This is a genomic window from Propionicicella superfundia DSM 22317 (assembly GCF_000423465.1).
Lineage (GTDB): Bacteria > Actinomycetota > Actinomycetes > Propionibacteriales > Propionibacteriaceae > Propionicicella > Propionicicella superfundia.
Window position 1 is genome coordinate 585,468 of the sequence record NZ_KE384020.1, and the last position, 19,574, is coordinate 605,041.

Consider the following 19,574-nt stretch of genomic DNA (forward strand, 5'->3'; position numbering starts at 1 on the left):
GACCGAGGAGATCTCCATGCCATTGTCCGACTTCGACCGCTACCCTCTGACGTTCGGTCCGAGCCCCGTCCATCCGTTGCGCAACCTCTCGCGTCACCTGGGGGGTGCGCAGATCTGGGCGAAACGCGAGGACTGCAACTCCGGTCTGGCCTTCGGGGGCAACAAGGTCCGCAAGCTCGAGTACATCGTCCCCGACGTCCTGGCCAGCGGCGCCGACACCCTCGTGTCCATCGGCGGCTACCAGTCCAACCACACACGCCAGGTCGCGGCCGTCGCCGCGCACCTCGGTCTCAAGGCCCGGCTGGTCCAGGAGCACTGGGTCGACTGGAGCGACCCGGTCTACGACAAGGTGGGCAACATCGAGCTGTCGCGGATCATGGGCGCCGACGTCCGACTCGACCCGGGCGGCTTCGACATCGGCATCCGGTCGAGCTGGGAGGAGGCGCTCGCCGACGTGGAGGCACACGGCGGCCGGCCGTACCCGATCCCCGCCGGCGCCTCGGAGCATCCCCTGGGCGGCCTCGGCTTCGCGAACTGGGCCTACGAGGTCGCCGCGCAGGAGGCGGAGCTGGGCGTCTTCTTCGACACCATCGTCGTCTGCACGGTCACCGGTTCGACGCACGCCGGCATGATCGCCGGGTTCGCGGCGCTGGAGGACGCCGGCGGACGGCCGCGTCGCGTCCTCGGCATCGATGCGTCCGCGACGCTCGCGCAGACCCGCGACCAGGTGGAGCGGATCGCGCGAGACACCGCCCGCAAGATCGGCGTCGACCGCGACCTGCGGGACGACGAGATCACCGTGCTGGAGGGATGGGCCGGAGACGCCTACGGCGTTCCCGTCGACTCGACCGTCGACGCCATCCGCACCACCGGTCGGCTCGAGGGCGTGATCCTCGACCCGGTGTACGAAGGCAAGTCGATGGCCGGCCTGATCGATCTCGTCCACGGCGGCGAGATCGGCCGCGAGTCGAACGTCCTCTACGCGCATCTGGGCGGACAGCTCGCCCTCAACGCCTACAGCGGTATCTTCGACTGATCAGGCCCACCAGCAGACGGACGGGGGCCGCCTCCGTCCCCGCCCTCGGGAGGACCAATGCCGGACCAACGCCACGACGACGAACGACACCAGTACGAGACCTCCGTCCAGCTCGACCCGCCGACCGTCAACTCCCGGCCCTTGTCGCTGGCGGGGACGGCCGACGCGTCGGTCCTCGACGAGGTGGCGCAGCGCCTGCTGTGGCTGTCCACGGCGATGATCGACGCGGCCAATCGCGGCCGCGCCAACCCCGACGGTGTGAAGGTCGGTGGCCACCAGGCGTCCTCCGCGTCGATGGTCGCCATCATGACGGCGTTGTGGTTCTCGGCGCTGCGGGCACAGGATCGCGTGTCGGTGAAGCCGCACGCGTCGCCCGTGCTGCACGCCATCAGCTACCTGCTCGGCAGGCTGGACGCGTCCTACCTGTCCCGGCTGCGCTCCTTGGGCGGGTTGCAGGCCTACCCCTCCCGGACGAAGGACCCCGACGAGATCGACTTCTCGACAGGGTCGGTGGGCATCGGCGCCACCGCACCGGTGTGGGCTGCGCTGGCCCACCGCCATCTGCGCGATCGCTTCCCCGGCACGCCTGCTGCGGGCCGCTTCTACTCGCTGCTGGGCGACGCCGAGATGGACGAGGGCGCCGTGTGGGAGGCGATCATCGACCCCGAGGTACGCCATCTCGGGGAGGTGGTGTGGATCGTCGATCTCAACCGTCAGTCCCTCGACAGGGTGATTCCCGACGTGCAGGTGAGCAGGCTGCAGGGGATGTTCGCGGCGGCCGACTGGCAGGTTCTCACCTGCCCGTGGGGATCACGCCTCGACGCGCTCTTCGCCCGGCCCGGCGGCGACGCGTTCGAGCGACGGCTGCGGGGAATGCCGAACGAGGAGTTCCAGCGGCTGCTGCGCTCCCACCCGGGGGAACTCCACGAGCGGGTGATGACCGGCGTGCCCGAGGTCGACCAGCCCGCGCTGGCCGCCCTGCTCGACACCCTCGGCCCGCTGGAACTGGCCGGAGCCATCCGCGATCTCGGAGGCCATGACATCGGCCGGCTGATCGAGACCCTCGGCCGGATCGACGATACGCGGCCGACGGTCGTCTTCGCCTACACGATCAAGGGCCGCGGACTCGCGACAGAAGGGCATCCCGGAAATCACTCGGCGCAGCTCACCGCGGCCCAACTGGCCGAACTCGCCGAGATCTCGGGAGTGAACATGGAGGATCCGTGGGCCCGGTTCGCCCCGGGAACCCCGGCCGCCGAGCTGTGCGAACAGACCGCCGAACGCCTGCGCCGGGAACCGCTCCCCTCCCATCCGGCACCGGCGGTGCCCGATGAGCTCGGCTACCGGCCGAAGGCCGTCACCTCGACCCAGACCGCGCTGGGACGCTTCCTGCTCGATCTGCTCCACACCGCCCCGGACGTGGCCGAGCATGTCGTCACCCTCAGCCCCGACGTGGCGACGTCGACGAATCTCGCCGGATGGATCAACAAGACGGGCGTCTGGTCACCGGCCGGCCGCACGGACTGGTTCGCCGACGACCCGGAACGGGTCATGCGGTGGCGGGAGCGGTCGCAGGGACGCCACATCGAGCTCGGCATCGCCGAGGTGAACCTCGTCGGCCTCGCGGGCGAGCTCGGCTCGACCTTCAGTCGCTGGGGCCGCCCGCTGATCCCGCTGGCGACGCTGTACGACCCCTTCATCAACCGGGCGCTGGAGCCGTGGACCTTCGGGATGTACGCCGGTGGCCAGTCCATCGTGGTCGGGACGCCCTCGGGTGTGAGCCTCGCTCCCGAGGGCGGCGCGCACCAGTCGTTCAACACGCCGTCCATCACACTGGAGATCCCGGGGCTGACGAGCTGGGAGCCCGCCTTCGCCCAGGACCTGGAGTGGACCCTGCTGGAGGCGATGCGTCATGTCGGGCGGGCCGGCGGCGAGTCGGCGTACTTCCGGCTCAGTACGCGACCCGTGAACCAGGAACTCGCCCGGGTGCCGGCCGATCCACTGCTGCGGGAACGGCGCCGCCGGCAGGTCCTGGCGGGTGGCTACCGGCTGGCGGGTCGCCCGGAGACGGATCAGGTGACGCTCGTCGCGGCCGGCGCCATCATGACCGAGGTGTGCGCCGCGCGGGACGTTCTCGCCGGACTCGGCGTCGACGCCGGCGTGGTCTGTCTCACGAGTGCGAGCAAGGTCTTCCGGTCGCTCCAGGACCGGGGCGGGCGTGACGGCGAGCCACGGTCGGACATCGTGGACGTCCTGTTCCCGGGCGGCTGCCCCGCTCCCCTCGTGACGGTGCTGGACGGACACCCCCACACGTTGTCCTTCCTCGCAGGTGCTCGGGGCGACCGATGCCGCAATCTCGGCGTCACCCAGGTCGGTCAGTGTTCGTCGGTCGAGGAGGCATACCGGCTCCACGGCATCGACACCATGTCCGTCGTCGAGGCCGCCCTCGATCTCACCGGGCGCTGAGCCGGGTCGGCGCCGACTACCGGTCGTCGTCCCGCAGCGTGCGCTGCGCTCGCGTGCGGGGCATCCGCGTCCAGGTCGGGTTGGCCGCGATCCACGCGGGATCGGTGAGCATCCGCGCGACCGCGAGTCCGCCCGCGAGCGCGGTCAGCACCGCGATGCTCGTCATCGCGTAGGTGAGGGCGTTCACGGGATCGCGGTCGATGCTGGAGACGACCGCACGGTAGGTGCTGACGCCGGGGATCATGATCAGCACCGCCGGGACGGACAGGATGATCCGCGGCGACAGGATGCGCTGACTCGCCCAGCCGGCGAGCAACCCGATGACGGTGGTCGCGACGAGCGCGCACAGCAGCGGGTTCCACCCGGCGTCGACCGCGGCCAGGCGCGCCGTGTTCGCGACCGCCCCGATGGCGCCCGCGGCGAGCCCCGCCCGGGGCGGCGTGTTGAACGTGACGGCGAAGCCGAACACGCCCAGGAAGCTTGTGAGCAGGTGCAGGGGAAGCAGCAGCCACAGCGGCAGAGCGGCCGCGGGGAGTTCCGCGGGGTCGATCGTGAACGCCCAGGCCACCAGCCACACGCCCAGGGAGGCGGCCAGCGTGATCATGCCCGCGTACAGCAGTCGCGAGACGCCGGACGTGAAGTCGAAGCGCGCCAGGTCGAGCGCGGCGGTCAGCAGCGGGAATCCCGGGACGAGGAACAGCACCGCGGAGATGAAGGCCGCCTCGTGGGCCGTCGTCGTGACGCCCGGGAACAGCCAGGGGATCGCCTGCGAGACGAGCAGGAAGAGCGCACACGCCGTCACCGCGGCGATCGCCACCGTGGCGAGCTGGTTCAGGCGCAGCCGGCGCACGGCCAGGTGGACGGACTTGCCCAGCCCGGCCGCGAGCCCGGCCGCGACGCACTCCAGCCAGCCGCCGTTGTTCAGGAATGCGAACGCGGCGCAGGCGACCGCGGCGCCCGTCACGACGGCGACCGGCGGGTACAGCCCTCGGCGCGCCTCCACGTCGTCGAGCTTGCCCTGCAGCCCGGCGGCGGTCAGTCCCGGGCTCGCTCGCAGCGACACCCGCATGAGCTCCTCGATGCGGTCCGCGTTGACCACCGGGGCGGGCACCTCGACGACCTGCGTGCGGAACGTGCCGTGCGCGCGCGTCGTGGCGACGATCTCGGTGAGGCTGACCTGGGCCTCCAACTGGTCGATGCCGAGGGCCTCGGCGACGCGTCCCATCGCCGCCTTCACCCGGTACGAGCCGGTTCCCGAGCTCAGCATCAGGGAACCCATCCGGCAGACGGCGTCGGACTTCTCGGCCAGGACGCGGTCCGGGCTCACGGGACTGCCTGCGCTGTTCATCACGGCTCCTCGATGATCGTCGGGACGCCCTCCATCCTGGGCCGGGCCCGCCCCGGTGTCGTCGCGGTGCCGCTGGGCGGGACGACGTGCCGGCTCCAGGGGCGCCGCGGAGAGGTCGACGGCGCCCTGGAACTCAGTAGGGTCGGGGTGACCCGGCGCGCGCCCGGACGCATCCCGATGTCCCGAGGAGATCCATGACCCCCGCGAAGCACGACCCGTCGCCGGCCGACTGGTGGCGCGAGGCCGTGGTGTACCAGATCTATCCGCGCAGCTTCGCCGACGGCAACGGCGACGGGATCGGCGATCTCGCCGGGATCACCGGGCGCGTCGGATACCTCGCCGACCTGGGCGTCGACGCCGTCTGGCTGAGCCCGTTCTATCCGTCCGCCCTTGCCGACGGCGGGTACGACGTGGACGACTACCGCGATGTCGATCCGCGGCTGGGCACGCTCGCGGACATCGATGCGCTGATCGCCGCCCTCCACGGCGCCGGGATCAAGGTGATCGTGGACATCGTCCCCAACCACACGTCCGACCGGCATGCCTGGTTCCGCGAGGCGCTGGCGACCGGACGGGGTTCGGATGCGCGCGGGCGCTACCACTTCCGCGAGGGCCGTGGCGACGACGGTGCGTCGCCGCCGAACGGCTGGACATCCATCTTCGGCGGCCCGGCGTGGACGCGGGTCGTCGAGCCCGACGGAACCCCGGGCCAGTGGTACTTCCACTATTTCGCCGCCGAACAGCCCGACCTGAACTGGGACCGGCGGGACGTCCGCGACGACTTCCTGCGAACGATCCGGTTCTGGGCCGACCGTGGCGTCGACGGTTTTCGCATCGACGTCGCGTTCATGCTCACCAAGGACCTGGATCCGGCCCACGACGCCCTTCCCGACGTCCACGGGACCGAGCAGATGTTCCCCGAGGGGCATCACCCGCTGTTCGACCGCGACGACGTGCAGGACGTCTACGCCGAGTGGCGCCGGGTGTTCGACGACTACGACCCGCCGCGGACCGCTGTCGCGGAGGCGTGGGTGCCGGCCCACCGGCGCGTGCGGTACGCGTCGCCCGCGAGCCTCGGTCAGGCGTTCAACTTCGACCTGCTGGAGGCGGGCTTCGACGCGGTGGCCTTCCGGGAGATCATCGAACGCAATGTCGCCGATGCGACCGCGTCCGGCACGTCGTCGACCTGGGTGTTCTCGAATCACGACGTCGTGCGGCACGCGACGCGGTACGGGCTGCCAGGGCCCGCCGGCGACGACGGAGGGGACTGGCTGCGCTCCGGCGGCGACCCGGCGGCGGTGGACGCCGCCCGCGGGCTGCGTCGTGCCCGGGCGGCCACGCTGCTCATGCTGGCGCTGCCCGGGTCGGCCTACCTCTACCAGGGGGAAGAACTCGGGCTGCAGGAGGTCGGGAGCATTCCCGCCGCCGAGCGGCAGGATCCGGTCTTCTTCCGCAGCCGGGGTGCCGACGTGGGCCGCGACGGCTGCCGCGTCCCGCTGCCCTGGACGTCCACCGGCCCCTCCTTCGGGTTCGGTGCCGGAGGCGCCCACCTGCCGCAGCCATCGTGGTTCGCCCGGTACGCGGTGGACGTCGAGGAGGCCGATCCCGACTCCACGCTGTGGTTCTACAGGAACGCGCTCCGTGCGCGGCGCGAGATCACGGGCGTGTTCGCCTGGGAAGACGGTTCGCCGGGCGTGCTGCGGTTCTCGCGCGGCGACGAGTGGCGGATCGTCGCGAACTTCGGCGAGGCCCCCGTCGCTCTGCCGCAGGGCGAGGTGGTGATGACGAGCGCGCCCCTCGACGCGGGCCGCCTGGCCGGCGAGGCGACCGTCTGGGTGCGTCGTTGACCCGCCTGTTCCCTGTGGTCGCGGTGGCCCGGGAACGGCTCACTGCCCGCGCAGGCGGTCCCGCAGGCGCAGGAGTTCACGCCGCTGGCTGCTGCTGAGGCTGTGGATGCCCTGCTCGCCGATCTGGTCGAGCAGCAGGTCGAGCCGTTCCCGATCGGTCATCCGGCGCTGCTCGTTCTTCGCCTGGCTGCGCTGCGCCCGGGACGGGCGGGGGCTCCTCGGACGTCCGGCGCGACGCCCGCCGGGGATCCACGGGTACGCCGTGAGCAGGCCCACCATCCGCGCGACGACGGCGACGAGCACAAGGCTGAGGGCCAGGCTGAGCAGGCCCTCGGGGCTGCGTGCCGCGATCAGCATGAGAACCTGCAGGGCGACGAGCACCACGCCGATGACCCACGCCGGGATGTTGAAGAAGAACCGCATCGTGGGGTACTCCGCGATCCAGATGAGCAGGATCACCAACTGGATCATGCCGATCCCGGCGAGCGCGCCGCCGCCGATCGTCAGCCCGACGACCGTGGCCGCGACGGTCAGGCTCGCCCAGATGCCGAGCAGGAGCCGCAGCATGCGGGTCCGCCCGATGGTGTTCTCGAGGTTCGTCGCGAAGTACCAGAAGAAGAACAGGTTGAGGATTCCCCACAGGGACGGCTGGTTCGCCAGCGGCCAGGTCACGAGGCGCCAGAGCTCGACCCCCATCGTCTCCGGCGAGTAGTACAGGGAGAAGACGAGATCGGGGGTCGCGGCCCAGACGATCCAGGACGCGACGACGAGGACCACGACCGCGAGCGTGGTGGTCACCTCGAACCGTCCGACACGGAACCAGGGCTCGCTCGACGGACCACGCGCTGCGAAGAGACCACTCATGACAGCTAGCGTGCCAGATGCCCGCACGCGGTGTTCACCCGGTGCGTCGACCGGCTCCGGCGAGGCTGCTCAGCTCGCGGCGGCGCGGCGTTTGCGGAGCAGCAGGGCCACGAGGATCCAGCCTCCTGCCGCCGTGCAGATCCAGACGACGACCGCCGCCAGGATCCACGTCGTGACGCCGGAGGCGGCGATGCCGCCCGGGATCAGCGATGCGATCAGCAGGGCCACGAGAGTGGAGATGATCCCGATCCCGCCCATCAGCGCGGGCGCGTAGCGCTGCCCGATCTTGGTCGCGAGGGGGGCCAGGGCGGCCTGCGCGACGGTGAGGACGACGACGGCGGCGAGGAATCCGCCGATCTGCACGTGGAAGCCCGCCACGAGGAGTGCCGCGAGGAGGAGGCCCAGCGCGGAGGTCGCGAGGCTGATGCCGATCCGGATGAGGAGTCTCATGACGATCATCGTGCCAACAACGGGCCGCCGGCGGGGGTACACGGGCCACATGCACCGTCTTCCGCGCATCCGTGCCGATGGGCCGCGCCGGACCCGCGTGCGACGGGTGCAGACTTGAGGGCAGCCCGACACCGCCGACCTCCGGAGGCACGATGACGACCCTGGCCGATCCCGATACCCCGTTCGCCGCGGTCGACGCGGGACGGCTGGATCGCAACATCACGCGCCTCCGGGAGCGGCTCGCCGGCCTGGGAGTCCCGCTGCGCTACCACGTGAAGACGGCCAAGGCCGTCGAGGTCGCCTCCCGGGTGTTCCCGGGCGGGCCCGGTCCGATCACGGTCTCGACCCTCGCGGAAGCAGAGTTCTTCGCGGACGCCGGGTACAGAGACATCCTGTACGCCGTGGGCATCGATCCCCACAAGCTGCCGCGCGTGGTGCGCCTCGCGCGCCGCGGCGTCGCCGTGACCGTGCTGCTCGACAGTCCCGCGCAGGCCGAGGCGCTCGTGGCGGCGGCGCGAGAGGACGCCGCGATAGCCGCGGTCGTCGAGATCGACACCGACGGGCAGCGTGCCGGGCTGGCTCCGCACGATCCCCTCCTGGGGGAGATCGGACGGAGGCTCGCGGACGCGGGGCTGCTGGCGGGCGTCCTCACCCACAACGGCGGCTCCTATCACGCCCGCACCGACGAGCAGGTGCGGGCCGCGGCTCGACGCGAGCGCGACGGCGTTCTGGCGGCCGCGCGGACGCTTCGGGAGGCGGGTCTGCCCTCCCCCGTCGTCAGTCTCGGCTCCACCCCGACGGCGAGCTCCGCGGACGACCTGCGGGGGATCACCGAGGTGCGCGCGGGTGTCTACGTCTTCCAGGACCTCGTGATGGCGGGGCTGGGTGTGTGCTCCCTGGAGGACATCGCGCTGTCGGTCGTCGTGACCGTGATCGGCCACCAGCCCGCAAAGGGCTGGATCCTGACCGACGGCGGCTGGATGGCGTTGTCGAGGGACCGGGGCACCGCGGAGCAGCAGGTCGACCAGGGATACGGCGTGGTGACCGATCTCGGCGGGGCCGTCGTCCCGGATCTCCTCGTGGCCGGTGTCACCCAGGAGCACGGCGTTCTCGCGCTGCGCCCGGGAAGCGCCCGTTCGCTCCCGGCGCTGCCGATCGGCACGCGGTTGCGGGTGCTCCCCAACCACGCGTGTGCGACGGCGGCGCAGTTCGACCGCTACCACGTCGTGGCCGGTGGCACCGAGATCGTGGCGGAATGGGCTCGTGTCAACGGCTGGTGACCGGCAGGGCCCGGCGCGGCCGGAGCCGGTCAGCGGGTCAGCACGGCGACCACCTCGTCGGCCAGAGCGAGCGACGCGGTGAGCCCGGGCGATTCGATGCCGAACAGATTGACGAGGCCGTTCGCGCCGTGGTCGGCCGGGCCCTGCACGCAGAAGTCGGCGGCCGGTTCGGCCGGGCCGGCGAGTTTCGGGCGGATCCCGGCGTAGGCGGGAACCAGTTCGTGGTCGGCGACTGCGGGCCAGTACCGGGCGATCGCCTGGGCGAACGCCGGGGCGCGGGACGCATCCACGTCGTAGGAGACGTGCTCGACCCACTCGACGTCCGGCCCGAAGCGGGCGGCGCCGGCGAGGTCGAGCGTGAGATGGATGCCGAGGCCTCCGTCCTCGGGAACGGGGTAGATCAGACGGCGAAACGGCGGCGATCCGGCCGCGAGGGTGAAATAGGTGCCCTTGGCGAGACGGCGCGGAGGGAGTCGGTGCGCGGGGAACCCGGTCAGTGATCGGGCGACCCGCCAGGCGTCGAGGCCTGCGCAGTTGACCACGATGCCCGCGCCGAGAGTGCCCGCACCGGCGACGTCGAGGATGAGCGGGTCGCCGCCGACGTCCCCGCCGGAGACCGGGCTGCGGCACACGACGACCGCCCCGAGGTCCTCCGCGTCGCGGCGCAGCGCGCGCAGGAGCCCGTCGCCGTCCACGATGCCCGTCGCCGGTGACAGCAGCGCGGCGTGCCCCACGAGATCCGGTTCCAGTTCGCGCAGCTCACCGGAGGACACGGCACGCACCTCGGTCGCGCCGTTGGCGTGCGCGCGGGCGAGGATCGCGTCCAGTCGGGGACGCTGGTCGGCCGTGGCGGCGACGACCAGCTTTCCGATCCGCCGGTGCGCCACTGCCCTGTCGGCGCAGTACTGGTACAGCGCCGCCCCGCCGGTGCGGCAGGTGCGGGCCTTCAGGCTGCCGGGCTCATAGTGGATCCCGGCGTGAATCACCTCGGAGTTGCGCGAGCTCGTGCCGGTCCCGATGCGGTCGGCGGCCTCCAGGACGAGAACCTCCCGACCGGCGAGGGCCAGCGCCCGCGCCACGGCGAGCCCGATGACCCCCGCTCCGATCACGACCGCGTCGACCCGTTCCATGCGGTCAGCGTCGCACCGTGCGCGGGCCTGCGCACGTGGAACGCGCGAGCTGCGGACGATGCCCCGTCCCACCCGGTGCGGCGGCGTTCACCCCTGCGCCAGCCAGCGACCGGCGAGGGCGATGCGGCGGTCCACGTCGGCCGCGCTCGCCTGGGCGAGGGCCGGTCCGCCCGCCTCGCGCCGCAGGGCGGCGTGGACATGGCTGTGCGGGATGCCGCGGACGCGGGCCAACTGCGAGACCAGGCGGTTCAGCTCGGAGCGTTTGGCCTTCAGCGCGCGGTGGAGGCTGACCGGCTCGGGGACCTTGTCGCGCCGCTCCTGCCGCTCCTGCCGCGCAAGCTGGCGGCGCTGGCGCTCGCGCAGGACGACACGCACCTGTTCGGGTTCCAGCAGGCCCGGAAGCCCCAGGTACTCGGCCTCTTCGCGGCTGGAGTACTCGGCGGGCAGTCCGTACTCCTGGGCGTCGAACAGGATGTGATCGAAGGTGGAGTAGGAGTCCAGCGCCTCCTGCTCGCCGAGCAGGTCGGACGCCGACTGCTCGCGGTTCGCATCGGCGAGAAGGCGCTCCTCGGGGCTCCACAGGCCGTCGCCGTCGTCCTCGCTCTTCGGGCGGCCCAGGACGTGGTCGCGCTGTCGTTCGATGGAACGGGCATGGAGCAGCAGGTGCGGGACGGTGGGGAGGAAGACGCTGGCCAGCTCGCCACGGCGCCGGCTGCGGACGAAGCGCCCGATCGCCTGGGCGAAGAACAGGGGTGTCGAGACGGACGTCGCGTACACCCCGACCGCGAGCCGGGGGACGTCCACGCCCTCCGACACCATCCGTACGGCGACCATCCACCGCTGGGCGGATGCGGCGAAGGTGTCGATGCGGTCCGACGAGCTCGGGTCGTCGGACAGCACGACGGACGCGGGCTCGCCGGTGATGTCGTGCAGCAGCTTCGCATAGGCGCGCGCGTTCTTCTGATTGCCGGCGATGACCAGCCCACCGGCGTCCGGCACGTGTCGTCGCACCTCGGTGAGGCGCCGGTCCGCCGCGGTCAGCACCGACGCGATCCACTGCCCGTGGGGATCGAGCGCGGTGCGCCAGGCCTGCGCGGTGAGGTCCTTGGTGAGCGGCTCGGTGAGATCGGCCTCCAGCTCGTCGCCCGCGCGGGTGCGCCACCGCATGCCGCCCCCGTAGGCGAAGAAGACGACGGGACGCACCACGTTGTCCCGCAGGCCCTCCGCGTAGCTGTAGACGTAGTCGGCGGCCGAGCGTCGCGAGCCGTCGGGCTCGTCGTGATAGCGGACGAACGGGATCGGGTGGTCGTCGCAGCGGAACGGGGTACCGGTGAGCGCCAGCCGGCGGGTCGCGGGGCCGAATGCCTGGGCGACCCCGTCGCCCCACGCCAGCGAGTCGCCGGCGTGGTGGATCTCGTCGAACACGACCAGGGTGGGCTGATCGGCGGTGAGCGTCTCGTAGAAGTACGGGGCGGCGGCGACCCCGGCGTAGGTGACGACCTTGCCGTGATAGTGCCGGGACCGGCCGCGCCCGCCTCCGAGACCCGGGTCGAGGTGGACGCCCGCCCGCGCCGCTGCGTCGGCCCACTGCACCTTCAGGTGCTCGGTGGGGGTCACGACGATGACGCGTTTCACGATCCTCTCGGCCAGCAGGTCGCTGGCGATGCGCAACGCGAAGGTCGTCTTGCCCGCGCCGGGGGTGGCGACGGCGAGGAAGTCCCGTTCGGACCGGTCGCGATACACCTGGAGGGCCTCGGCCTGCCAGGCTCGGAGCCGCGCGGCGGTGCCCCAGGGTGCGCGACCCGGATACGCCGGTGAGAGGTGGTCCAGTGCTGCCGGGTTGGGCAAGAGACCTCCGTTCCCCTCGGGCGATCGGCGCGGACTCGCCACCCTACGCCATCGCGATGACAGCTCTGCGGGGTGCCGCGCCGACACCGAACAGCGGGCGCCGCGTCACACCGGTCAGGTGAAGAGGCTGCTGTCGCTGTTGCGGAGACCGTGATCATCCAGGGCGGGGCGCCCGAGGAGGGGACCATGCGCGTTCCCCCGCCGCCCGGCACGACCGCGCTGCCGTCAGCCGTGTAGCGTGCCACTGTGGTCATCCCGGATTCCGCCACGGTGTCCGGTGTGACCGAAGCGCGGGCTTCCAGGGCGACGGGAGCGGCTGGGCGGAAGGTCGGACGTGGGACGCAGAGCGGGCAGATCGCCTGAGGACACCAGACGGGCGCTGCTGGACGCGGCCGCCGCAGCGATCCGGAGAAACGGCATCCACGCGTCCCTGGACGAGATCGCGCACGAGGCGGGCGTGTCCAAGGGCGGACTGCTGTACCACTTCGCCAGCAAGGACGACCTGCTCGTCGCCCTCGCACAGCACCACCTGGCGGAGTTCCGGCACGCCATGTACTCCCGGATCGACCCCGCCGACGACCGGCCCGGGCGCCTGACCCGGGCCTACGTGCGGGCGTTGCTGGTCCCGATGGGAGACGAGGCGTCGGTGCGGGACGCCATCATGCTGATCGGCCAGCTCATGACGGTGGGTGCCGTTGCCGAGCTGGCCCGGGCCGACTCGGAGGAGCTGTACGCCGAGCTCGATGCCGACGGGCTTCCCGAACACGTGCTGATGATGGTCGCGACCTCCGCCGACGGCGTGAGCACGGCGCCACTGTGGGGGATGACCGGTCTGGAGGATCGGTACCGCGATCTCGGGGAGCGCCTGATCGCCCTGACGCTGCGCCCCGAACTCTGGGACGCCCTCGCATAGACGTCCCCCGGCTGTGCCCGCGTGCCGACTCTGGGCGGCCGGGAGCGACCGGTGTTCCCGGTACCGGCAGGGCCTGCCTCGTCCGTGGTCACGGACCTAGCCTGGCCGCATGACGATGAGCTTCACGTTGAACAACGGCGTCCGCATCCCGGCCCTCGGATTCGGCGTCTTCCAGACCCCGCCCGAGGAGACGGTGGCCGCGGTCGAGACCGCGCTCCGGGTGGGATACCGGCACATCGACACCGCCGCGGCCTACGGCAACGAGCGGCAGGTGGGCGAGGCGCTGCATCGTTCCGGGATGGCCCGGGAGGACGTCTTCGTCGAGACGAAGGTATGGGTGAGCGACTACGGGTACGACAAGACGCTCCACGCCTTCGACAAGGCCACGGGGAAGCTCGGCGTCGACGTGCTCGACCTGCTGATCCTCCACCAGCCCCTGCCGGCCGAGTTCGGGCTCGTGGTGGACGCCTATCGGGCGCTCGAGACGTTGCTGGCCGACGGGAGGGTCCGCGCGATCGGCGTCAGCAACTTCCTGCCCGATCACCTCGATCGGCTGCTGGCCGCGAGTTCGGTCGTGCCCGCTGTGAACCAGGTCGAGATCCACCCCTACTTCCGCAACACCGAGCTGCTGGAGAAGCACGCCGCGCTGGGCATCCTGTCGCAGGCGTGGTCGCCGATCGGTGGCATCACCTTCTATCCGGGGTGGGGCGGGCAGGACCGCCGGAGCACACTGGACGATCCCGTCCTGCGGCGGATCGGGGACGCGCACGGCAGGACTCCGGCGCAGGTGATGCTGCGCTGGCACATGCAGCAAGGCAGGCAGGCGATCCCGAAGTCGGTCACGCCCGCGCGGATCGCGGAGAACCTCGACGTGTTCGACTTCACCCTGTCCGATGCCGATCTGGCGGCCGTCGACGTCCTCGACACCGGCGTCCGCGGCGGCCCCGATCCGGCGACGATCACCCTGGCCGCGTGGGCCCGCGAGATCCCGGAGGCATGAGCATGGACTACCGCCGTCTGGGCCGGACCGGCATGTCGGTCAGCCCGCTGTGCCTGGGCACGATGATGTTCGGTCCGTGGGGCAATGCGGACGAGGCCGACTCGATCCGCGTCATCCACCGGGCGCTGGACGCTGGCGTGAACGTCGTCGACACGGCCGACGTGTACTCCGCCGGCGCCTGCGAGCAGATCGTCGGGAAGGCGTTGAAGGGACACCGCGACGACGTGGTCCTGGCCACCAAGTTCTTCATGCCGATGGGAGAGGATCCCAACCGGCGTGGCGGATCCCGCAGGTGGATCATGCGCGCTGTCGAGGATTCGCTGCGCCGGCTGGACACCGATCACATCGATCTGTACCAGGTGCACCGGCCCAGCCCCGACACCGATGTGGAGGAGACTCTCGGCGCCCTCACCGATCTGGTGCGGCAGGGCAAGGTGCGCTCGATCGGCTCGTCCTCGTACGCCGCGAGCCAGATCGTCGAAGCGCAATGGGTCGCGCGGGAGCGCGGCCTGGAGCGGTTCCGCACCGAGCAGCCGCCGTACTCGATCCTGGTGCGCGGCATCGAGGCCGACGTCCTGCCCACCGCGCAGCGCCACGGCATGGGCATCCTGACGTACAGCCCGCTCGGCGGCGGGTGGCTCTCGGGCCGGTGGCGCAAGGACGCCGCGGGGACACCCACGTCGACCGCCCGTCCTCCTGCCCGGTTCGACATGACGAGCCCGGCGAATCAGCGCAAGCTCGACGTCGTCGAGAGCCTCGCCCTGCTGGCCGACGAGGCCGGACGGACTCTCATCGAGCTCGCGCTCGCCTTCGTTCTCACTCATCCTGCCGTCACCTCGGCGATCATCGGTCCGCGCACGATGGAACAGCTCGAGTCGCAGCTCCCCGCGGCCGACATCGTGCTTCCGGCCGACGTCCTGGACAGGATCGACGAGCTCGTCGCCCCGGGGGTGACGATCAACCCCGACGACAACAGCTACGGACAGACCGAGCTCGCCGTGGGCGCCCGGCGACGCTGACACGGGCCGCTGGGCCGAACGGCGGTGTTCGAGGGTGGTCAGACGAGTCGGCGTGCATTAACATGCAACCAAATGGTTGTAGTTAACGAGCTCAGCGACGACGAGGTGGACCGGGTCTTCCGGGCGCTCGCCGACACGACACGGCGTGACATCCTGCGCCGCACGATCGCCGCGGAACAGTCCGTGTCGGCGCTCGCGGCGGCCTACCGGATGTCGTTCGCCGCGGTGCAGAAGCACGTGTCTGTCCTGGAGGCCGCGCACCTCGTCGTCAAACGGGCACAGGGGCGGGAACGGCTGGTGCGGGCCGACCCGACCACGATCGTCCGCGTTCGCCGCCTGCTCGACCGCTACGAGGACATGTGGCGAGCGCGAGTGGACCGCCTCGACGCCCTGCTGGCCGAGCCGACCCGATCCGACCACCGAGGAGCCTGACATGCCCGTCACTGCTGTGACCACCGATGCCGACGCGCTCACGATGACGCTCGTCGCCGACTTCACCGCTCCGGTCTCACGCCTGTGGTGGGCGTTCACCGAGCCGCGCCGGCTCGAACGCTTCTGGGGCCCTCCGGGCTGGCCCGCGACCTTCACCGTGTTCGATCTCCGCGTCGGCGGTCGCGCCGAGTACCACATGACGAGCCCCACCGGCGACCTGTCGCGCGGGGGCTGGGAGTTCCTCCGGATCGACGAGCCGAACGGATTCGAGGTGGTCGACTCGTTCCTCGGCGAGGACGGGAAGCCCATCGAGGGCATGCCCTCGATGCGCATGACCTTCGCGTTCGAAGCCACCGGTCAGGGATCGCGGATGACGAACGTCACGTTCTTCACCTCCCCCGACGCCTTGGAGCAGGTTGTCGCGATGGGCGCGGTCGAAGGGTCGACGCTCGCCATGAGCCAGCTCGACCACGTGTTGGAGGGCCTGCGGGCCTACGCCCAGGGCAAGGGCACGCGGACGGAGATCCTCGACGACACGCACGTGCGGATCACGCGGCTCATCGAGGGGCCGCGCGAGCTGGTCTGGCAGGCGCACCACGAGCCCGGACTGCTGCGGCAGTGGCTGCTCGGGCCCGAGGGCTGGCGCATGACGGTGTGCGAGGTCGACGCGAATGTCGGGGGCCGCTACCGCTACGCCTGGGAGCCGGATGAGAGCACGAGCGGGCAGCCGTTCGGGTTCGACGGCGAGACCCTGTTCTCCGACCCGCCGCGCCGCGCGGTCACGACCGAGCACATGACCGGCACCGACCTTCCCTCGACCACCAACGATCTGTCCTTGTTCGAAGAGGACGGCGCGACGCTGATCACGCTGCTCATCGCGTACCCCGACAAGACCACGCGCGATCTGGTGCTCGGCACCGGCATGACCGACGGCATGGAGACCAGCTACGCCCGGCTGGACGGCCTCCTCGCGCGCTGACCTGCGGCGATCGGCGTTCCCGGTCAGTGGGATCGGGGGCCCGTGCGTCGCCGCGGACCCTACACTCGCCCACGAAAGCCAGGACGCGCGGAGCGCATGCCAGCACTCCGGTCGGGCACAAGGATGCGCACGATTCGTCGCTGCCGGGGAAGGACATCATCACTGTGAACAAGAGACTCAGGATTGCCGCCGTCGCGGCCGCGGCCAGCCTCGCTCTGACTGCCTGCGCGAGCGCGCAGACCGGGTCGAGCCCGAGCGCCGACGGCGCCTCCTACTCGATCGGAATCGTCCAGATCATCAGCCACGACGCGCTCGACTCCTCCCGCGAGGGCTTCAAGAAGGCGCTCGCCGATGCGGGTCTCAACGTCACCTACGACGAGCAGAACGCCAACGGCGATCAGTCCGTGGCCGCCTCGATCGCCGGCACGTTCGCCGCCGCCGACCACGACCTGATCCTGGCCATCGCCACGCCCGCCGCGCAGGCGGTCGCCCAGGCGGTGACCGACACGCCGGTCCTCTTCACCGCGGTCACCGATCCGGTGGGCGCCCAACTGGTGTCCTCCCTGGATGCTCCTGGCGGCAACGTCACCGGGACGTCGGATGCCAACCCGGTCAAGGAGCAGCTCGAGCTCATCGTCCAGGTCGTTCCCGAGGCCCACACGATCGGCGTGATCTACAACAGCGGCGAGGCCAACTCCGTCACGCAGGTGGAGTGGGTCAAGTCGGCTGCGGCCGAGCTCGGCCTGGAGGTCAAGGAGGCGACGGCCACCACCACCGGCGAGGTTCAGCAGGCCGCGGAGTCCCTCGACGTCGACGCGGTGTACATCCCCACCGACAACACGGTGGTGTCGGCTGTCGGCTCGGTGGTCCAGGTCGGCGAGACCAAGCAGATCCCCGTCTTCGCCGCCGAGGGCAACACGGTGGCGGCCGGTGCGATCGCGACCTACGGCATCTCCTACTACGACCTCGGCTACCAGACCGGCAAGCAAGCCGCCCGCATTCTCACCGAGGGCGCGAACCCGGCGACCATGCCGGTGGAGACGCAGGAGGATCTGGCGCTCTACCTCAATCTCGGCGCGGCTCAGCGGATGGGCGTCACTTTGCCGCAGAACCTCATCGACAAGGCCGATCCGGAGAACGTCACCAAGTAGTGTCCGCACGAGGTGGGGGCAACCCCGCCTTCTCGATGGAGGGGCCAGGATGATCACGGCGGTCGAGCTGGGTCTGATCTACGCGATCATGGCGCTGGGGGTGTACATCACCTTCCGGATCCTGGAGTTCCCCGACCTCACGGTCGATGGCAGCTTCACCACGGGCGCGGCGGTCGCGGCCATTGGGATCACCGGCGGTCTGAACCCGCTGGTCGCGACCACCCTCGCCTTCGGTTCGGGACTGGCCGCAGGAGTCGTCACAGGGCTGCTCCACACCAAGGGCAAGATCGACGGGTTGCTCGCCGGCATCCTCACCCAGATCGCGCTCTACTCGATCAACCTGCGCATCATGGGCACGTCGAACGTCTCCCTCCTGCGGGCGGACACGTTCTTCTCGGGACTGCGGGCCGACAAGCTGCTCGGCACGTGGGTCGGGCCGGCGATCCTCCTTCCGGTCGCCGTGGTCACGCTGGCTCTGATCGTCTGGTTCCTGCACACCGATCTGGGCCTGGCCATGCGCGCCACCGGCGACAGCCCGGAGATGATCCGGTCCTTCGGCGTGTCCACCGACGCTCAGCAGATCCTCGGTCTGGCGCTGTCGAACGGGCTGGTCGCGATCGCGGGCTCACTGGTCGCCCAGTACCAGGGCTTCGCGGATGTCGGCATGGGCATCGGCATGATCGTGGCGGGGCTCGCCTCGGTGATCATCGGCCAGGCCGTCCTGGGCCGCCTGACGATCCTGCGAGCAGCGACCGCGGTCGTGCTGGGTTCCATCCTGTACCGGGTGGTCATCCAGGTGGCGCTGCTCGTCGGGTTCAATCCCAACGACATGAAGCTCATCTCCGCCGTCCTGGTGGTGCTCGCCCTGCTCGTGCCGCAGATGAAGGGGCTCAAAAAGGTGCCGGCCCGGTTCCGGCGCCACGACGGCGATGCGGGAGACCCCGGTGCGGCGGATCGCCCCGCGCCGGTCGACGCCTCCACGGGCGGAGAGGGACGCTGATGCTGCAGCTCACGGGGATCACCAAGACCTTCTTCCCGGGAACCGTGAACGAGCGCCGGGCGCTGGAGGACGTCGACCTGCACCTGGCACCCCAGGACTTCGTCACCGTGATCGGCTCCAACGGCGCCGGGAAGTCGACCCTGCTGAACGTCGTCTCGGGCTCGATCCGTCCCGACGAGGGGACGGTGATGATCGACGGCCGGGACGTGACCCGGCTCACCGACTTCCGCCGCGCCGCCGCGATCGGGAGGGTCTTCCAGAACCCCTCCATGGGCACCGCCCCGCACATGACGATCGAGGAGAACCTCGCGATGGCGATGGGCCGAGGACGGCGCAGGCTGTTGCGCCAGGCGGTCACGAAGGCCAAGCGCCAGCGCTTCCGCGAGGAGCTGACCGTGCTCGAACAGGGGCTGGAGAACCGGCTCACCGACTGGGTGGGGCTGCTGTCGGGCGGCCAGCGGCAGTCGCTGTCGCTGCTGATGGCCACTCTCTCGCATCCGAAGATCCTCCTGCTGGACGAGCACACGGCCGCCCTCGACCCGCAGCGCGCAGCGCTGGTCAACCGTCTGACGAGCGAACTGGTCGAAGAGCATCGACTGACCGCGCTCATGGTCACCCACAACATGCGGCAGGCCTTGCGCACCGGCAATCGGCTCATCATGATGCACGCCGGCCGGATCGTCCTCGACGTCGCGGGCGACCGCAAGGCGTCCATGGAGGTGGCCGATCTGATGGCCGAGTTCGAGAAGATCAAGGACGCCGAACTGTCCGACGCGACCCTCTTGCAGTAGGTCGGGCGCAGAAGGCGACC

General features: G+C 70.9%; 17 protein-coding genes. 12 read left to right on the plus strand and 5 right to left on the minus strand.

The features are described 5' to 3' along the window. Positions 1-16 precede the first annotated feature (16 nt). Positions 17-1,036: a 1-aminocyclopropane-1-carboxylate deaminase gene (locus G555_RS0107925; protein WP_028708470.1), complete on the plus strand. Its 1,020-nt coding sequence runs from the start codon at positions 17-19 to the stop codon at positions 1,034-1,036. 57 nt (positions 1,037-1,093) lie between these two features. Further along, positions 1,094-3,502 (plus strand): transketolase-like TK C-terminal-containing protein, encoded by a 2,409-nt coding sequence (locus tag G555_RS0107930; protein ID WP_084634919.1) that lies wholly within the window; start codon positions 1,094-1,096, stop codon positions 3,500-3,502. A 16-nt stretch (positions 3,503-3,518) separates the two neighbouring features. Here G555_RS0107930 and G555_RS18670 read toward each other — a convergent pair whose 3' ends face one another. After that, positions 3,519-4,850 carry a threonine/serine exporter family protein gene (locus G555_RS18670; protein ID WP_051208566.1) on the minus strand — a complete coding sequence of 444 codons (1,332 nt, stop codon included), beginning with the start codon at positions 4,848-4,850 and terminating at the stop codon, positions 3,519-3,521. Between the two features lie 194 nt (positions 4,851-5,044). Between G555_RS18670 and G555_RS0107940 the strand changes: the two genes are divergently transcribed. Beyond that, positions 5,045-6,697, plus strand: coding sequence for a glycoside hydrolase family 13 protein (locus G555_RS0107940; protein ID WP_028708472.1), 1,653 nt, complete (start codon positions 5,045-5,047; stop codon positions 6,695-6,697). A 39-nt stretch (positions 6,698-6,736) separates the two neighbouring features. On the opposite strand, the gene G555_RS0107945 is transcribed toward G555_RS0107940, so the two are convergent. Together G555_RS0107945 and G555_RS0107950 are read right to left on the minus strand one after the other, a co-directional pair. Then, positions 6,737-7,561 carry a rhomboid family intramembrane serine protease gene (locus G555_RS0107945; protein ID WP_028708473.1) on the minus strand — a complete coding sequence of 275 codons (825 nt, stop codon included), beginning with the start codon at positions 7,559-7,561 and terminating at the stop codon, positions 6,737-6,739. Between the two features lie 69 nt (positions 7,562-7,630). Continuing rightward, entirely contained in the window at positions 7,631-8,011 is a 381-nt protein-coding gene (locus G555_RS0107950) for a phage holin family protein (protein WP_028708474.1), read from the minus strand. A 152-nt stretch (positions 8,012-8,163) separates the two neighbouring features. Between G555_RS0107950 and G555_RS0107955 the strand changes: the two genes are divergently transcribed. Further along, entirely contained in the window at positions 8,164-9,291 is a 1,128-nt protein-coding gene (locus G555_RS0107955) for an alanine racemase (RefSeq protein ID WP_028708475.1), read from the plus strand. Between the two features lie 29 nt (positions 9,292-9,320). Here the strand turns inward: G555_RS0107955 and G555_RS0107960 are convergent, their stop codons facing one another. Together G555_RS0107960 and G555_RS0107965 are read right to left on the minus strand one after the other, a co-directional pair. Further along, entirely contained in the window at positions 9,321-10,421 is a 1,101-nt protein-coding gene (locus G555_RS0107960; protein WP_028708476.1) for an NAD(P)/FAD-dependent oxidoreductase, read from the minus strand. An 87-nt stretch (positions 10,422-10,508) separates the two neighbouring features. Further along, positions 10,509-12,269, minus strand: coding sequence for a DEAD/DEAH box helicase (locus G555_RS0107965; RefSeq protein WP_028708477.1), 1,761 nt, complete (start codon positions 12,267-12,269; stop codon positions 10,509-10,511). 334 nt (positions 12,270-12,603) lie between these two features. Here G555_RS0107965 and G555_RS0107970 point away from each other — a divergent pair, with 334 nt between their 5' ends. From G555_RS0107970 to G555_RS0108005, 8 genes are all read left to right on the plus strand, one after another. Next, positions 12,604-13,182 carry a TetR/AcrR family transcriptional regulator gene (locus tag G555_RS0107970; protein ID WP_028708478.1) on the plus strand — a complete coding sequence of 193 codons (579 nt, stop codon included), beginning with the start codon at positions 12,604-12,606 and terminating at the stop codon, positions 13,180-13,182. A gap of 109 nt (positions 13,183-13,291) precedes the next feature. Beyond that, on the plus strand, positions 13,292-14,182 hold the full coding sequence (locus tag G555_RS0107975; RefSeq protein WP_028708479.1) for an aldo/keto reductase: 891 nt from the start codon (positions 13,292-13,294) through the stop codon (positions 14,180-14,182). Between the two features lie 2 nt (positions 14,183-14,184). Then, positions 14,185-15,201 carry an aldo/keto reductase gene (locus G555_RS0107980; RefSeq protein ID WP_028708480.1) on the plus strand — a complete coding sequence of 339 codons (1,017 nt, stop codon included), beginning with the start codon at positions 14,185-14,187 and terminating at the stop codon, positions 15,199-15,201. 72 nt (positions 15,202-15,273) lie between these two features. After that, positions 15,274-15,633, plus strand: a complete 360-nt coding sequence (locus tag G555_RS0107985; protein ID WP_028708481.1) for an ArsR/SmtB family transcription factor — start codon at positions 15,274-15,276, stop codon at positions 15,631-15,633. Position 15,634: 1 nt separating this feature from the next. Next, entirely contained in the window at positions 15,635-16,612 is a 978-nt protein-coding gene (locus G555_RS0107990) for an SRPBCC family protein (protein WP_028708482.1), read from the plus strand. Positions 16,613-16,776: 164 nt separating this feature from the next. After that, entirely contained in the window at positions 16,777-17,763 is a 987-nt protein-coding gene (locus tag G555_RS0107995) for an ABC transporter substrate-binding protein (RefSeq protein WP_084634923.1), read from the plus strand. A gap of 49 nt (positions 17,764-17,812) precedes the next feature. Beyond that, positions 17,813-18,763 carry an ABC transporter permease gene (locus tag G555_RS0108000; protein ID WP_028708484.1) on the plus strand — a complete coding sequence of 317 codons (951 nt, stop codon included), beginning with the start codon at positions 17,813-17,815 and terminating at the stop codon, positions 18,761-18,763. After that, positions 18,763-19,554: an ABC transporter ATP-binding protein gene (locus G555_RS0108005; protein ID WP_028708485.1), complete on the plus strand. Its 792-nt coding sequence runs from the start codon at positions 18,763-18,765 to the stop codon at positions 19,552-19,554. The genes G555_RS0108000 and G555_RS0108005 overlap by 1 nt, the downstream gene beginning before the upstream one ends. The last annotated feature ends 20 nt before the right edge of the window (positions 19,555-19,574 follow it).